General features: G+C 42.2%; 15 protein-coding genes. 4 read left to right on the plus strand and 11 right to left on the minus strand.

Features of this window, described 5'->3' with window-relative positions; all coding sequences use genetic code 11:
- Positions 1-185: 185 nt before the first annotated feature.
- The 5 genes from MSWH1_RS12785 to MSWH1_RS17625 all read right to left on the minus strand — a co-directional run bounded on the left by MSWH1_RS12785 (position 186) and on the right by MSWH1_RS17625 (position 4,765).
- On the minus strand, positions 186-503 hold the full coding sequence (locus MSWH1_RS12785) for a DUF6516 family protein (RefSeq protein WP_156148182.1): 318 nt from the start codon (positions 501-503) through the stop codon (positions 186-188).
- Positions 504-804: 301 nt separating this feature from the next.
- Complete coding sequence (locus MSWH1_RS12790) at positions 805-1,104, minus strand: hypothetical protein (RefSeq protein ID WP_048129094.1); 300 nt, start codon at positions 1,102-1,104, stop codon at positions 805-807.
- 1,464 nt (positions 1,105-2,568) lie between these two features.
- A complete protein-coding gene (locus tag MSWH1_RS12800; protein ID WP_197074595.1) occupies positions 2,569-2,967 on the minus strand; it encodes a YDG/SRA domain-containing protein in 399 nt (132 codons plus the stop codon).
- 453 nt (positions 2,968-3,420) lie between these two features.
- Complete coding sequence (locus tag MSWH1_RS12810; RefSeq protein ID WP_048129102.1) at positions 3,421-4,197, minus strand: HNH endonuclease; 777 nt, start codon at positions 4,195-4,197, stop codon at positions 3,421-3,423.
- 385 nt (positions 4,198-4,582) lie between these two features.
- Positions 4,583-4,765, minus strand: a complete 183-nt coding sequence (locus MSWH1_RS17625; protein ID WP_052723179.1) for a hypothetical protein — start codon at positions 4,763-4,765, stop codon at positions 4,583-4,585.
- 520 nt (positions 4,766-5,285) lie between these two features.
- Between MSWH1_RS17625 and MSWH1_RS12820 the strand changes: the two genes are divergently transcribed.
- Entirely contained in the window at positions 5,286-8,153 is a 2,868-nt protein-coding gene (locus MSWH1_RS12820; RefSeq protein WP_048129104.1) for a M1 family metallopeptidase, read from the plus strand.
- 213 nt (positions 8,154-8,366) lie between these two features.
- Here MSWH1_RS12820 and MSWH1_RS12825 read toward each other — a convergent pair whose 3' ends face one another.
- The 3 genes from MSWH1_RS12825 to MSWH1_RS12835 all read right to left on the minus strand — a co-directional run bounded on the left by MSWH1_RS12825 (position 8,367) and on the right by MSWH1_RS12835 (position 11,478).
- Positions 8,367-9,611, minus strand: a complete 1,245-nt coding sequence (locus tag MSWH1_RS12825; protein ID WP_048125153.1) for an IS110 family transposase — start codon at positions 9,609-9,611, stop codon at positions 8,367-8,369.
- Between the two features lie 232 nt (positions 9,612-9,843).
- A complete protein-coding gene (locus MSWH1_RS12830; RefSeq protein WP_231591783.1) occupies positions 9,844-10,179 on the minus strand; it encodes a hypothetical protein in 336 nt (111 codons plus the stop codon).
- Positions 10,180-10,416: 237 nt separating this feature from the next.
- Positions 10,417-11,478, minus strand: a complete 1,062-nt coding sequence (locus MSWH1_RS12835; RefSeq protein WP_048129106.1) for a radical SAM protein — start codon at positions 11,476-11,478, stop codon at positions 10,417-10,419.
- A gap of 161 nt (positions 11,479-11,639) precedes the next feature.
- Between MSWH1_RS12835 and MSWH1_RS12840 the strand changes: the two genes are divergently transcribed.
- Complete coding sequence (locus MSWH1_RS12840) at positions 11,640-11,825, plus strand: DUF362 domain-containing protein (protein ID WP_048129108.1); 186 nt, start codon at positions 11,640-11,642, stop codon at positions 11,823-11,825.
- Positions 11,826-11,900: 75 nt separating this feature from the next.
- Entirely contained in the window at positions 11,901-12,632 is a 732-nt protein-coding gene (locus MSWH1_RS12845) for a cyclase family protein (RefSeq protein ID WP_048129110.1), read from the plus strand.
- A gap of 33 nt (positions 12,633-12,665) precedes the next feature.
- On the opposite strand, the gene MSWH1_RS12850 is transcribed toward MSWH1_RS12845, so the two are convergent.
- Positions 12,666-13,268, minus strand: a complete 603-nt coding sequence (locus tag MSWH1_RS12850) for a hypothetical protein (protein WP_048129111.1) — start codon at positions 13,266-13,268, stop codon at positions 12,666-12,668.
- 322 nt (positions 13,269-13,590) lie between these two features.
- Between MSWH1_RS12850 and MSWH1_RS12855 the strand changes: the two genes are divergently transcribed.
- Positions 13,591-13,935, plus strand: coding sequence for a hypothetical protein (locus tag MSWH1_RS12855; protein WP_048129113.1), 345 nt, complete (start codon positions 13,591-13,593; stop codon positions 13,933-13,935).
- Between the two features lie 3 nt (positions 13,936-13,938).
- Here the strand turns inward: MSWH1_RS12855 and MSWH1_RS12860 are convergent, their stop codons facing one another.
- Positions 13,939-14,493 (minus strand): XTP/dITP diphosphatase, encoded by a 555-nt coding sequence (locus MSWH1_RS12860; protein ID WP_048129115.1) that lies wholly within the window; start codon positions 14,491-14,493, stop codon positions 13,939-13,941.
- A complete protein-coding gene (locus MSWH1_RS12865) occupies positions 14,486-16,207 on the minus strand; it encodes a bifunctional N(6)-L-threonylcarbamoyladenine synthase/serine/threonine protein kinase (protein ID WP_082088144.1) in 1,722 nt (573 codons plus the stop codon). The genes MSWH1_RS12860 and MSWH1_RS12865 overlap by 8 nt, the downstream gene beginning before the upstream one ends.
- Positions 16,208-16,258: the final 51 nt, after the last annotated feature.

Genomic DNA, 16,258 nt, shown 5'->3' on the forward strand with positions numbered 1-16,258 from the left:
TCAATTTAAATAGTATCCCCTAACTTTACAGCGTAGAAACTAGTTTCTATAAAGCCCTTAAAACGAGATAAAAAGCTGAAAACTTCAACAGATGCATCTGAAGGTTCAGTTCTATTGATCTTCTGGTGCAACATTTATATTAAAAAACACGCTCCAAGTTAGAGACTTTTATACAATATTACTATTTATTGTGGATAGTATATATAACTTGCGAAGAACGAAGTATGAGACGCATTTTCAAGATTGAAACCTTTGTAAAGTATTGATTTTAGATTCATAGCAGAAGAAGGATACACCCCATTTGGATCATGAACGTGATCCTGGAATGTATTGAGTTCTCGATGGTGTGGATCGTTATCCCATCTCTTTAATAGTTCACCTTCAGACGATTGCCACTGGTATTTATACTTGATCTTATTCCAGACGTCTAGTCTCCTTTTTGCTGCATACCAGTTGAAAAAGTCACCGTTGTCTCCAAGTTCTCCTGAATCGAATTTTTCCATAAATAGATCTGAATCCATCCCGTACTTTTTTTCAAAATTCTCACAAGTGTCTGAATATTTTTTTATTTGCCTAGTTGAGTTCTGGCACTATGGGGTTAGTTTCACGAATCTAAACTACTCTTGCATTCCGTAGCTGCCGGAGAATTGAATTTTGATGAGATTGCCGCGTGATACACATTATTTTTTCACTCTTGATCTCATCCGAAAAGTTGGTTGAAAGCAAAGTAAAAAAGAGACCTGGAAAAATCTATTTCAGTTATCTTAAGCCAGTCTTTGCTCTGAAAAATCAACAAGTGAATCTTTAAATCCTTGCCTTTTCCTCATTCAGTGCATCTATTTTTGCCTGTATCTTATCCTTCTGCTGCTTGTACCTGATTTTGATTTCCTTTACTTCTCTGTAAATAAACATGCTTTCGTCACTGATCCCTTTCATTGCCTCTATATGTATTGCGAGTTCATCTACCCCTTCGTCCAGTCGTGGTTCTACTTCCCTCCATTCTGCATACTTAGCCTCCAATTCTTCCTTACTTTTGTCTTCAAGATCAAAGATCTCATCCCAGAGGTCCATAATCTGGCTTTCTATCTCTTCTTTTGTAGGCATTATCTTTTCCCCCCGTTCGTTAAATTTCTGTATAAGGGCATTCTATTAATTCCCTTCAAATTCTTTTCAGTAACTTTTTTCTATCAGTTGCCAAGCTAGCGTTTTCAACCAGTGCCAGCATAATTAATAGTATTTTTATTTGTTCTAATGATAAATTTATCGTGGGGAAAAATCTCAGATATTGTCGTTCCTATCAAAAATTTTCCATTCCGGGGTCCTGCTTGAGGTTTATGATTTAAGGGATTTTGTCGCGGACCGGTTTGGTGCAGGATCAAAAACTAATTAAAGGTAGATTGGGAGAGAGGGGAGGTCCATGGCTTAAAAAATATATTTACTCACTCATAGGATTTTGAATTCAGGGGTCCGGTTTGAGGCTTTTATGATTTTGGGGATTTTGTTGCGGGATAAAATAGTAGAGAACTGGATAAACGGTAGGTGGGGGAAGAGGGGAGTAGCCCACCTGTAAATATAATAACACAGTAATATTCAGACAGCCCCACAGGCGGCTCCAGTTCCTCATTCCTCAACGATTTCCCAGTGTCCACCTCTGGCTGGCTCGACTCTTTTGAGGAAACCTTTTTTCTTTAATTTATAAATATTTTCTTTAGTTCTTCTTGTGGAAATGCCTAATTTATTTTTAGTCGCTTCTCTCTTATCATCCCCGCACAACCGTCAGAGAAGAAACAGAGTTGTATTTCGGACAGGCGGGATTTTTAAGACTTTATTTTTATTTTTTGGGCGGCAGGCTGATAAGCAACCAGCCAGTAAAAACTTGAAGAAAAAGAGAAGTACGTACCCAGTGATGAAGTCTGGATTTTGAAGTAAGGCTGCACCCTGATAGAATAAAAATCCTGCTCGACCTGGACCAAGATACGAAAGAAAGAATATGATTGGTTTTGAAAGTTTGTCCTTATGGGGAGGTAACTTTTTTCTCTTCACCCAGGGGAGGCGATGTAACTTTATTTTTGTTTTTAGGTGGCCTCGGCAATCTGCGCAAATGGTGGAGAAGAGGTGGAATTGAGTTTCGCACAGGCGGGATTTTTAAGACTTCATTTTTATTTTTCGGGCGGTGGGAGAATTTTAAGACTCACTTTTTATTTTTTGGTTGTGGGCGGCTGCTCAGAACTTCCCCGGAACTGCCTTTGTTAATATTAAGCGAAAAAGCAAAACGTTGGGCAGAAATTTCATTAACTGATTGACAAAAGCAACAAAAATCCGAGATCGAAATAAAGTCCGCCGCGCAACTTCTTTACCATTTTTTCAGCAATTCAAAAAGCTAATAAACAATATAAGCGTCTCATTATTATACGCTAAAGGCTAGATTCTATACTATAGGTGAAACCATGTCTGTTTTATCTGAAATCTTCGGGGACTGCCCCCAGGCAAAAATAGTTGAAGCATTTGCAGAGAACCATGACGACAAACTGTATATTGCCGATATAGTCCGGATTTTTTAACATACAACTAATAGTCCGAAACCTTGCCTAATTTAAAAACATAAGTTTTAAACCCGTTTTTAGGAACGTACTCGTAATCCAACACTTTGAGTATACCAATATATCTCCACATTCCTCTTTTACTCTCTTGTCTAAATCCATATATTGTTCTACGATCCTCTTTTGCATTAACGAGAGCTTTATTCGCTGCTGTTAATTTTTGATCTTTGTTGATTCCTTCACCATCATAGTAAAAAGCATTTTCACTAAATTCATCTGAATATGGCCCATTTTCTTTTGAAAACAAAATGATGTATGGGTTTCCATTTTTGTATTTTCTTAGCGTTATCCCCTTTATTCCATAGCCAAAATTGGTACTAAAGATTGTTTCTACTTCTTCTTTAGTATATTCTTTATTTAGAGTCAAGTCAAAATTCATGATTTGTTTAACGTGTCAAAAATATTTGTGCATTTTGATTGTAACCTAAATTTGGCAAGTGTTTTGTATTTTCTGAATCCTTTTTCTCGATACAGTTTTTTTGCGATATTTTTAAAATAACATCCAATATCTGTAATTCCATACACATGATCTGATTTATATATTAACTGAGATTTCGAGTATCTATAACCATTATCAAAAGTTTTAAGGCAGATATTATTGTTTAAAAACAGTATCCAGAAAAATGTTTTATTTTTAGTTGCTCCCTTCCGATCTCCGCACAACCGGCAGAAAATAAACGGAACCGAATTCCCCCAGGCGGGATTTTTAAGACTTCATTTTTATTTTTCGGGCGGCAGGCCGATAAGCAACTAGTAAACCCACTCTACCTTCAATTATCAGCCGATATCAGGATAAGAAAAAATCATTTTTGGGATGAGTTCAATTAATAATATGTTCTTGGCCATCAATCACTATTTTCCATCCGGGATCTAAAAACTCCGATTTCACATCAGCATAGTGTAACTTTTTATGGCACAGTGGGCAAACAACTAATAAATTCCAGCTTTGAAGGGTTTCCGGCGCCTTTTTATTTAATTCTATCATATGGTGAACTTCTGCATATTTCTCACCGTTCTTTTTAAAAAACCCTGGATATCCACATATCATACATTTGTAGCCGTATTTTTCTTTAATTGCATTAGATAATAAGGAAGGTCTTTGTATCAACTCGACTATAGTTTCTTTAAATTCTGGGGTATTTCTGTATTTAAGATCTAACTTTTTTATCACTTCATCGTAGTCCAGAGTTTTTCCTTCTTTAAACTCTTCTGAGATGATAGCTTTACCAGATACATAAGTATTTACAGCCTCGGATATCCAATTCAATACTCTGCCTTCATCTTCAGCTTCTATCACAGCAAAAGTTTGAACTGCATCGTAGTTTTTGGAAGTAATTTTTATTTCGTTTATATCAAAAGGTTCTACAGGTCTTACGTTCTCTCCGCTAATTATATATCGCCAGTGCTTTCCCCAGATTCTATCGCTTAAATTATCTATGTCTTCCTCACAGGAGACAAAATTCATTATCCAACGAATTGGTTTCTGCCCAGACGAGAGCGTGCTTTTAGTTTGGGCTATCAATATTATATCACCCGGCTTGATATCATGTGGTTTCCCATCTGTAGCATGTTTTGCGTTATTGAGAACGCCCTCCATAGTTTTAGCTGAATTTTTAAATAGTAGCATGTAATACAGGAAAACTTATTAAATTAATAAATTTTTTGGTTTTGTCAGAGAGTTCCTCGGAAAACAACATTACACATGTATTTTAAATGAGTAAGACGAAAAATGAACTATTTAGTGAAGCCTTAGTGCTCTATATAATTCGTAAACTGAAGGGGTAGGAAGTTTTGACATGGAAAGATATCTCCACTGTTGTAGTAAAAACTTGTCCTACAGCCACGATCTGATCCTCTTCATCTCCAAAGTAGAGTTCAATTGCTTCATTCAGTTCTCAGTTACCTTTCCCACGTTTTTCGTATTAGTAATAATCAGGCTCCAAACACCAAGAAATTTCGAAAAAAAACTTTCCCACAAACCCTTACTTTTCCCTCTCCTCAAAAACCCCCATAAGCAAAATTCTCCCACCAAATCCGCCTCTTTCCTCCCTCTTCCTCTCTTGCACACTCAAAACATCCTCAAACCCCCTGATTCCGGAAAATGTATCAATGACCTCCTTCACATCAGCCAGTTCCTCGACGCAGGGGGTTTCCGTAAACTCCATAACTTCCTACAGAAGCTTTTTAATAAGGTATCTCAGGTATTCCCGATCGTCATCAAGGATTTTGCACCCCGGGGTCCGGTTTGAGGATTTCACGATTTTGGGGATTTTGTCGCGGGATAAAATAGTAGAGAACTGGATAAACGGTAGGTGGGGAGAAAGGGGAGCAGTCCGCCGGGAAATATAATAAAACAGTTATATTCAGACAGCCCCACAGGCGTCTCCAGTTCCTCATTCTTCAACGACTTCCCAGTGTGTCAACGACGGATTAAAATTCCCCATTTTCGGCGGATTAAAATACCCCATTTCTCAATCCTTGAGATAAGTTGGAGGAGTGCGAACGTGCTGAAAAAGGACGATTTATTTTGGTATCTACCCGAGCAGCTTAAAAGATAGATTTGCTAATAAAATTATACAGTAGATGCAAATCTTTCCTCTCCCCCCAAACTACACCTTTAAATCTCATCCCTCCCTTTTCTATCCCACAATATAACTCTCATAACATTTACTCGGTGACATTTTTATGAAAAATAGGCTGTACAAATATTATCCTGAAGATTTCGGGGAACTTACTGTTGACGTTTTGCATATGGACCTGACATTTGATGTCTATGATGACAGGACGAATGTGAAGTCCCTGCTCAGGGTCAGGACCAGGGATGCACCTCTTGAGACGCTGGAGTTAAACTGCAGGGACCTTGAGATCCGGGCTGTGAGCTGCATACAGTCTGAGGTTTCTTACAGGTACAGGCAGGATGATGCGATCCTTGAAATTAATTTCATGGACGTGATTCCTCCGCATACTGAGATTGTGGTTGTTACGGATACGGTTTGCAGACCTACAAAGAACATCCTTGAGGGGCTGTATTATGACGAGACGCCGGCAGGGGCTCCTCCACAGCAGATCACGCAGTGCCAGCAGTGGGGGTTCCAGAGGATCGTGCCGTGCATTGACGACATGTGCGCAAAATGCACGTACAGGACAACCATCATTGCTGACTCGAGGTACACGAACCTTATCACAAACGGGGATGTTGTGGTTGAACGGCATACCGTAAAGCCGGGCAGGGACAAAATAGTTTATGAAAACTCCGTTACTCCGATGGCGACATACCTCTTTTTCCTGGGCGTGGGGACTTATGCGACTTTTACTAGGGAATTTGAGTACCCGGATGGAGATACTTTCATGCTGGAACTGCTCGTGCCGCCCGGCTCAAGTGTAGAAGCTGCCGAAAAAGCGCTTGACATCCTGCATGATTCTGCCATGTGGGTCTATCTCTTTACAGGGCCTGAGCAATTCGATGAAGCCAAGTTGCCTATCAGGAAAGAGCTCTGGGAGCTTGTCCGCAGGCGAGAGAGAATGAAACTTGAGGCAAAGCCCGGGGCTACGCTGGAAGAGCTCCGGAAGGTCAGGGAAAAGCTTGCAGGACTTGATAGGGCTATTACTCCGGGGTACAAATATACGGGAACTGTCTACAGGGAGATCGGGATGCAGAACTCGGACTTCGGGGGCATGGAAAATGTCGGGAACACCACAATTACCACAAACCGTATAATGCCTTTCCAGCAGATCACGGATCCGGCTTTCGAGTACATGATAAGTGTCAAGGTGCATGAATATTACCACAACCAGAACGGGTCCGAGGTTACGGGAAAAAGCCCCTTTGAGATCTGGTTAAATGAAGCTGTGACCGTGCATGTGGAAGAGCAGTACCACGCCTTCCTTTTCGGAGAGGATTACCAGAGGCTTGGCAGGGTGCTCGACCTGCTTGCTCCGGCATCAGGGACTTTTGCCCTGGACTCGGGAGCTGCGTCTATGCCCATCATCCCTGACGGCTTCAATGACCCGAATGACCTCATCACTGCCGTTACGTATGTAAAATCCCCCGAATACGTGCGCATGGTCGAAACCCTCATAGGGAAAGATACTTTTGTCCGGGGCCTGGACCGTTATTTCAAAAAATTCAAACACTCCAACGCGACCACGCAGGACTGGATCGAAGCCATGGAAGAAGAAAGCGGGCAGCCTTTAAAGGAAATGGCCGAAACCTGGCTGAAGCAGACAAAGTTCCCTGTAGTCGAGGTCTCAGCCGAATACGACATGCCTTCTCGGAAGTTTACCTTCTTCCTCAAACAACAGGTCCCTACCGGAGGAAAACCCTGGGAGTTCCCGTTCAGGGCAGCTCTTGTGGATGAAAACGGGAAAGACCTTGCAGAAGTCCTGGTAAAGGTCAGCGGGGAAACTGAAGAGATTACGATTGAAAACGTGGACATGCCTTCTTTCCTTTCCCTGAACAGAGGTTACTCCTTCTACGGGAAACTCATTTACAGGGCAAGCCAGGAAGAGCTCCTGCTTCAGGTCAGGAAGGACAGCGACATCACGGGCAGGTTTACAGCCTTTTATACCCTTGTGGACCGGGAAAAGCTGAGGCTCCTTAAAGTTCCAGGTTCGGCCCCCTCCGAAGACTTTATAGAACTCTACTACAGGCTCTTTAATGACCGGCAACTTCTCGAAAGGGCAGGAGGGCAGTTCCTTACTATCTTTGAGTCCGTAGAAGACGAAGAATTTGCTCACCACTATCAGGAACTTTATGACGTAAAGCAAAAGCTCCTGAAAGCAGTTGCCTGGAAATACAGGAATTCCATGATTTCCGCCTACCACTTCTTTGAAAATGTTTCGGTTCCGGAAGATACATCTCTGGAAGAAACAGCAAGGGTGATCAAGAGCAGGCAGGCTAAAAATGTCTGCCTCGGAGTCCTTGCAACCCTCGATACCCCTGAAATCCATGCCCTGATAAAACAGCAGTTTGAGACCGCAGCCTGTGCAACGGACAGATTGAGCGCATTTGCCGCGTACCTGAACAGTTCGGCTCCAGATAAAATTGAAGTCCTGAGGGCCTTTGAAGCTGAATCAAAGAAGAACCTTGTTGCCTGGGAAGCTTTCCTTGCAGTAATAGGGAACAATAGCAGTGTTGATGCAGTCGAACTGGTCAGGGAAATGGAAAGGTCAGCCGCCTTCAGGATCGAACAGACAAACGATCAGCGTGCCCTTTACGGCAGCTTTGCAAGGAACCGCAAGAAATCCCTCCAGACCGAAGAAGGCAGGGCCCTCTTTGCAGAAATCCTGAGAAAGCTGGCTCCTGTAAACGAATACAGCACAGTCAACATGCTCAATGCCTTTGCAAACATAGACCAGATGGCACCAAAGTATCATATCCCACTGGTAAAGATCCTGGCAGACCTCCTTGGAGAACTGGACTCCCAGAAATTCCCGAGCGTCTATAACAGGATAAGAAAGCTCCTTCTTGGAGCCCCGAAAGCTGTCAAAACATACAGTATAGAGCATGGAGAAATTAAGGCTCTACAGCCGGAAAAATCTGAAAAGAACTAATATTTTAGGAAAATAAAATCTCAGTAAAGTAAAATCTCAGTAAAGTAAAATCTCAGGAGAAGCAAACTACTCAAAGAAGTAGCCTGTCCGGGAAATCTCACAACTCAAATCCTTATTAGATAACCCGGCCCGGAAGGAGCCTAAAATAATTTTTCCTTCCGGATGCTGCTTTTTTGCACCTATTTAGCATGAAAGTATATGAGGAGATCTTCCTCACGTACTCTCTCTTTCTTCATTTCTCGCAATTACATATATTTCACTCATTATTTTGATCCTTTCATCAACTGAGAATATCTCAGTCTCCACTATCTTTCTCTTTTGAATTTCCCCCTTTTTATATCCAGTTTCATCTTCATACATCTCCTCGTTTGTGATCAGATGCCATATAATTGTTGCAATTTTTCTTGCCAGGGCAATAATTGCCTTTGAATGCCCAATCGACTTCTTTTTTCTGTTGAAAAACTCTTTTAACCTGCTATTTTTTGTTCTTGCTGCTGCCTGAGCAATCTGTGTTAGAATCCACCTTGCTTCCTTAGATCCTCTCTTAGTGATTCTTCCGTTATGGTATTTATCCGCTGATTGGTACACATTCGGAACTATGCCAAGCCATGAAGCAAGCTTATCCCCTGAAGAAAAATCTTTGAAATCGCCTATTTCAGCAATAAGAGTTGCCGCTCCAAGTTCTCCTATTCCTGGAACAGACATTAAAATTTCCATTTCTTGCTTATGATTTTTATAAGCATAATTGAATATTTCTTTTTCCAAAATTTTGATTTCATTGTCAAGATGCTTTATGATATCCAGACAGATCTGAAGCCTGAATGCAGCACCTTGAGAGATTTCTCTGTCCAGAGTTTCCCTTATCTGATCACTTTTTTTACGAACATTTGGGGAAAGGCTTGCTATAATCTGGTCAACGCTTTTACCTGAACAAATTCCTGATAGAATTGCTCTACCACTCTTACCAAAAATATCTGTTAGCACATTCTTCAGATTAAACATTTCAGGTGCGAGTATGGCGTGAGCTTCATTTTTTATATCTGTTCTTTTTTGTACAAGGTTATGGCGAAGCCGGATACATGAACGAAATGTTCTATGGTTTTTTGGGAAAACTCTTGATGGTTGAATCATATTATTCAATGCAAGTTGTGCGATGAATTCGGAATCGATCTTATCTGTTTTTTTGTGTGTAAACGCCTTCATATCTCGGGCATTTCCAACTATAACAGGTAGATGTTTTATCAACGCATCATAAATCGGAACCCAAAAGTCACTCGTTGATTCACAGGCAACAACGTCACATTTATCTGATATAACCCAGTTTTTAAAAGCTAAAATTTCGTCAGGGGTTCTAGAGAAATATTGTTGCTGTTTTTCACCAGATCTACTGAGGATTGTAGCAATGAAAAAGAGTTTGTGAATGTCTAAACCACAAGCTTTGTTAATGACTTCAACCAATTTAGATCACCAAATTAGATCACCAAATTAATTTGGGCAGTAGAATTGCCTCAAAGGCCAATTTAGCATCCGTGATCAAAGTCACATTTGAGCCTTCGATGGCAATTCACTGGTTAGTTTTATCACGGCTTCAAAGAACCAAAATAAGTACAACCTTACTGCCCAAGAGAATGATGAGGTTGATAGGTAAAAAAGGTAAGGAAAAAAAAGTACTTTCATTTCTTTGTGCCTGTTATTCGAAGAATTTCATATGCGTTTTATTGAATTCCCTGTATGCAACATATCCGACAACCCCCCCGAACAGAATTGCAGTAGAACTGAACAGGAATGAATGCGTCGGGACCGAGCCAATCCAGCAGTGTTCTATAGTGCCGTTTACGAGTAGATTATATACAGCCGTTATGTCCGGGAACAGAGTACATAAACCACCTACAAACATCAGCAATAGTAGTGTCCCTGAGTTTCTGAATGAGAGCTCTCTGCAATAGAGCGCCTTTGTTGTAGCATATACAGCTACCGCGCAGACGCAAAACAAAAAAAACAGGACATGTACGACCGGATATGGCATAAGGGATCCTTTTTCAAATATAGGATATAGCGTATTTTTTCACACGAAGCGGATTTTAGAACATTAGGATCTCCAGATTTGATCAAATCATGGAGAAGATTAGCAGTTCTCTAAACTCTTTATCTATCTTCTATTAGACCTGTCTTTTATAAGATATTTCTTCTGAGTGAATTCGCTGAAAAAATCTTGGTCCATTTTATTTAAAAGGAGTTAGGATATAAATCCGGGCAGATGCCCTCATAGAGGGATAAGTTCAACAAGCAGCCCGTCTTCAAAAGGATGCCTTTCAATAATGAAAAGGCTTGTCCCAAGGGGTTCAAGTTCTTCTTTGAGCTCGGCTTTAAGGTCTTCAAGCACCCACCAGGCTACCTCAATTTTTCCTTCCTTTACTTCGAAAAATTTATCTGGAACATCTGTATCCCTGAGAATTTCTTCTGCAAGTTCCTGGTTCCCTCCGTTGATGACCCCATAGATAAGAGTGCCGTCTTCCGTGATTTCATCAAATTCTCTTGCTGTATTTTTTGCAATCCTCTGAAACCTTTTGCGCAACTGGACTGCATCTTTATAGGTCGAAGAACAGAAATGAACTCTTTTACACATACTAGAAGCACTTTCAGCATAAGTATGGGACCCGGCAGCAGCACAGGAAATATCTGATTCCAGGGAAAAACCATTTTTATACAGGGCATCTGAGTTATTATCAGAAAATTCCAGTTCGTTCAGGTTAAGGAAAATTCCCATTTCCTCTGCGAAAGCCGCAACTTTCTCTGCCCCTTCAAGGGAAGGAATTTCTATTCCGGTTTCCATCCCCAGATCTTTTGCATTTCGCAGGGTATCTGCATAAGGGCTGTGCATAAGCTCTCCCCAGACTGCCTGCGGAGGATGGAAGCGGATTTCATCAAGGTCTGCTTCTGCTAACTTTTCAAGGGTTTCCCTATCAGGAGCAAGAGAAGTATAAAGGTGAATATGATGACCTTTCCCAAAAGAGGACTTAAGCAGGTGAATGTAGTGCAGGACTCTCTCCACTTTAATTAGAGGCTCCCCACCAGTAATCCCTGTCCCGAGGGCATCCATAAGCTCCGCTTCCTTCAACAAATCCTCATCGCTTTTTACAAGCCTTTCGTTTGCAAAAACCAGGTCTTTTCCATGCCTTTCATCGGAAAGTGGGCAGTAAAAACAGCTTTTAGGGCACAGACCCGTTACAAAGAGCACCATTTTGGCGCCCTGCTGGCATAGCCTGCAGCCTTCTGAAAGGTAACTGCAAAAGGAGCCTGTCTCATCTTTGGATAACTTTTCCATACCTGAGACTGCATATACTTTTGTCCTATATAAGGCTTGTTTCCGGATACCTCCCCTGTCTCCGAATGAGATCCACTAAATGAAAAGAAATTAATCCGGATCCGGTTCAAAACTTAATGGTTCAGAAATAAATATATCTATCAGATACCAAAGGTTCACTGATGTCAGAGAAGGAAGGATATGTTGTAGTTTTCGGCTGCAAAAGGTGCGGAAAATGCAAGGATGTATGTCCTGTAGGTGCCATTTATGAAGAAAACGAGCTTGCAAAAATTGATCCTGAAAAGTGTAACCTTTGCATGAAATGCATAGATGAATGTACTAACAGATCCATTATTTACATGGAATGACATGAGAATCAAGTTGATTGAAATCCAAAAAAATCAGAACAAAGTCCGAAAAAGTCAGGAAAAGGTCGGAAAGAGATGTTTGACCCGAAAAAAATCCCAGTTAAGGGAAAGATCATAGATGTTACAGTCCCTATTTCTTCTTTTACCCCTATCTTTCCTGGAGACCCCGAGCCTTCAATCGAAAAGTTCCTCACTCTTGAAAATGACGGTTGTGCAGTATCCAGATTGAGTCTTGGAAGCCATACAGGCACGCACGTTGACGCTCCTTCTCACATCCTGAAAGATGGACTTTCAGTTGACAGACTGAACATTGAAAACCTTATGGGTAAGGCGGTTGTTCTGGATTTTTCCCAAATAAACGGGGCATTGACAGGCAATATTCTTGATAAGGCTTACAAAGACCAGAGAAACAATGACCAGAAAAATACTGAAAATGTTTCCATTCTCCTCCTGAAAACAACGGCTTCTGTCCGAAATGAAAAAAGTCCGGAAATACCGGGCTTTCGGGTAGGAGGACTTGATAAGAAAAGGGTATTTGAGGAATCTGCTTACCTTGATGCAACTGCTGCAGCCTGGATTGTCCAGAATGGGTTCAAAACAGTAGGAATCGATGTTTTTTCCGTGGACAGCCTCTCCTCAGAAAGCCTGCCTGCTCATCACACGCTTCTTTCAAATAACGTGAACATCGTGGAATGTCTTGACCTCAGCTCAGTCGAGGCCGGAATGTATTTTTTCCTGTGCCTTCCCCTGAAAGTTGAGGGCTGCGATGGAGCCCCGGCAAGAGCGTTACTGATTTCGGACTCCTGATATGTTCCTGATATGTTCCTGATATGTTCCTGATCAGAACCGGGCCATTGTGTATCTTATGCCGTCCTGGGTAACCATTTCGAACAGAAACTCACCTGAAACCGGGGATTCTATGACTACTGCTGTGCTTTCGAACACTGATGACGTCTCGCTGCTGTCCTGGCTTTCGGCAGGAATCCAGATGCTTTCCGGATTCTGGATGCCTTTTATAAAGTGAATGGCATCTCCTTCAATCAGCACTCTTTTTTTAACTCCGTTTTTGTACTGGTAGATAAGGGTGTTGTTTTCCGGAATCCACCCGGAGTCGGTCAGGTTGCCATTGCATTCCTGATCAGGGTCCACTCCGAAACTGATGTACCTGACAGACAGCGGGAGAGAAAAGGTCAGGGTGCACATGCTCCCTTCAGGGCTGTACCTGTCTGCAGGGTCTCGGGCATACCCCCCCTGGATCGAGAGAAGGGAAAGGGAGGCTGTTTCTGCCTGGGTTTTAATTTTCGCTTCCTGAAGGACAGGCGAGGCTACTACATTCCAGGCCTGGGCCAGAAGGAGCACTACTGTAGCCAGAAGCCCAAGATATACTACAAGTTTAAGTGGGATCGTGTCTGCGGCCACAGTGTCTAAAACAAATTTTTTCATATAACGATAAATGAGGTTTACATAATAAAAAATTTTACTCCATCGGAGGAGGTATTTTTCCGGCAGTTTAAAACAAAAAGGAAAACTTGAAGATAAAGAACAGGTTAAAGAATAACAGGAGAAGACTAATCAAAGAAAGCTTGAATACAAAAAAAGCTGGAATAGGATAACACTTAAAATATAAACAGTAAGTGAAAAGTACAATTCATCGGAAAACACAGGAGGGTTTGGAATAAACAAGGAATGCGACGAAAATCTGTTATGTATCCCTTTTTCTGAGGAACAACTTGAGGGAATAAAAAAGTATGCAGCTCTTAACGAAATGGAAGTTGAAGAATTTATAAAAAATATTTGCCTGACTCAATGCCTCCAGCAAATGGAATACTTACAGGGGCCGAGACCTGAAGCTGGAGGAGGAACGGCAAAATCTGAAAACGGGTCAAAAACCGAGCCAAAGAAAACTGAAATTAAAGACAAAAAGCCTACCTCAAAAGACTTGCTTGATGGGCCTCTCGTTCTGGACCAGCAGTGCATAATGGATTTATTTGCAATCAAACGAGAGTTTGGCCATACTTCAAATAACAAGGTCATTACCGTTGCCCTTAAACTGGGTTTAAATCAGCTCAGTGTGGCTCTTGATATGCTCAAGCACAAATTGGAAGAATAAAAGTTAAGACTTTCTGGAAAACCATTTCAGGAACTTATCTACAGCCCTGCGCCGGTGGGAAACCTTATTCTTTTCTTCGTCCCCGAGTTCCCCGAAGGTCATGCCCCTGTATTCGAAGATAGGATCATATCCAAAACCACCTGTTCCACGCTCTTCGTATGCGATCTTCCCTTCCACAATACCAGGGAAGACCAGGGGTTCTTTTCCGGGTTCACAATATCCGATTACGGTTTTAAAATATGCGGTCCTGTCCTCTTCTCCTTCCATCATTTTGAGCACTTTGAGATTTCCCAGTTTGTCTTCCACAAAACGGGAGTAGGGGCCTGGAAAACCGTTTAAAGCATTTATGAATATCCCGGAGTCATCTACCATCACAGGCATGTTCAGTTTGTTTGCAACATACTGTGCCCCGTAAGCAGCAATCGGTTCAAGTTCATTTTCCTGGAGTTCAGGATAACCATTTTTGTTCTGGATGACTTCGATCCCGAAAGTTTTGAAGATATCCCTTACCTCGGCAAACTTGCCCTTATTTCCCGTAACAAAGATAATCTTATGCATAGCGAGCCCTCTTTTTTATCTCTTCTACTCGCCTGAGTACATCCTCTGAACCTATAAAAGTACTTCCATACCCTTTTTTGAAAGCTTTAACAAGGGTTTCGTGGTCGCGGTGTGTACTTTCAAAAGTCTGGAAAAGCACATGGACGTCCACACCTCTGGCTTCCAGGCTTTTATCAAAATAAGCAAGCCCGAAGTCGATAAGGTAAAGCCTTTCGCCTGCAAGCAGGAGGTTTGAAGTGGTAAGGTCTCCGTGTACTATACCTGAACTGTGTAGCCTGCCAACAAGCTCTCCGACCTTTTCCGAAACCTCTGGGGTTATAAGATACTTAATGGGAACTCCTTCGATGAACTGCATTTTGAGCTTGAATTCCTCAACATCGTAGATGATTGGCGTAGGCACTCCTGTACGCCTGGCTTCAGACATCAGGCGGGCTTCTGTCCGGTTCCTTTCTCTCCTGATCCTCTCATCTATTCCTCTGTGCCTGTAAACCTTGGGAACCCTTTCCTTAACAAGCACTTTCTTTCCTTCCGGTCCATCCTCAAGGTAAATAACAGCTTCAGCCCCGTTGTCAAGCATCTCTCCGGGGGGAGTCCTGAGGAATATCTCAGGAGAAATTTCAGGGACCTTTTTCATTTCCTTTTCCTTTATCCAGGTCACTTTCACATCATCGGTCCTGAAACTCGGGTTCACACGCGAATCTTCAAGGGAGAGAGTATTTCCTGACTTATACATCAGGAGCCCGGTATATGCGATCATTGTCCCGTTGTCGCCCATGAAGCGCTTTTCGGGCACATAGAACTTTGCACCTCTGGCTTCACACATCTCGTTTAACATCTCGCGAAGCCTGGTATTTGCACCTACACCGCCTGCCAGCAGCACTTCCTTTTTTCCTGTGTGGGCAAGGGCGCGTTCTGCAACCTCCACAACCATTGCAAAAGCTGTTTCCTGATATGAATAGCAGACATCTTCAAGAGAAGCTTTTTTCAGGGCTTCGCTTGAAGCTGTTGAGAGCCCGGAAAATGAGAGGTCCATTCCTTTAATCACATACGGGAGATGGATATATTTCTTTGCGTCTTTAGCGCAAGCCTCGATTTTAGGCCCTCCGGGATGAGGCAGGCCAGCTCCCCGCGCAAATTTATCAAGGGCATTTCCCAGGCCAATATCAAGAGTCTCACCAAAGACCCTGTACCTCCCTTCCATATATGAGATTACCTGGGAATTTGCCCCGCTTACATAAAGAACTACAGGGTCGGTTGCCGGGGTTCGCCAGACCCCTATTTCTATATGGGCGATGCAGTGGTTGACTCCTAACAGTGGGATCCCGAGAGACAGGGAGAGCATCCTGGCTGCTGTTGCAACGGTTCTAAGGCAGGGTCCGAGTCCGGGGCCCTGAGAAAAAGCTATTCCGTCAATATCCGAAGGCTCTACACCTTTTTCTTTTGCTTCTGCAAGGAGTTTTTTGATTACACTTGCTGCATATTTTGCATGGTGCTGGGCGGCTTCCCTTGGGTGAATTCCGCCTTTTTCGGGTTTATAAGTTTCTGTAACCTCAGCAATGATTTCGTTCTCAGTCACGATTGCGGCACTCAGATTCCAGGCAGTACCCTCGATTCCAAGGATGAATGTGTTTTTCACGGCTTCCACTCTCCTTCCGGTGCGTCTCCTCTGCTTGCTATCACTGCCTTCGATAATATCGGAGAGGGTTATATACATTTGCTTTTCTGACATCCTTGAAGTTTTTTGAGTTATCTTTCTTTTATGAGC

The organism is Methanosarcina sp. WH1, from assembly GCF_000970005.1.
GTDB lineage: Archaea > Halobacteriota > Methanosarcinia > Methanosarcinales > Methanosarcinaceae > Methanosarcina.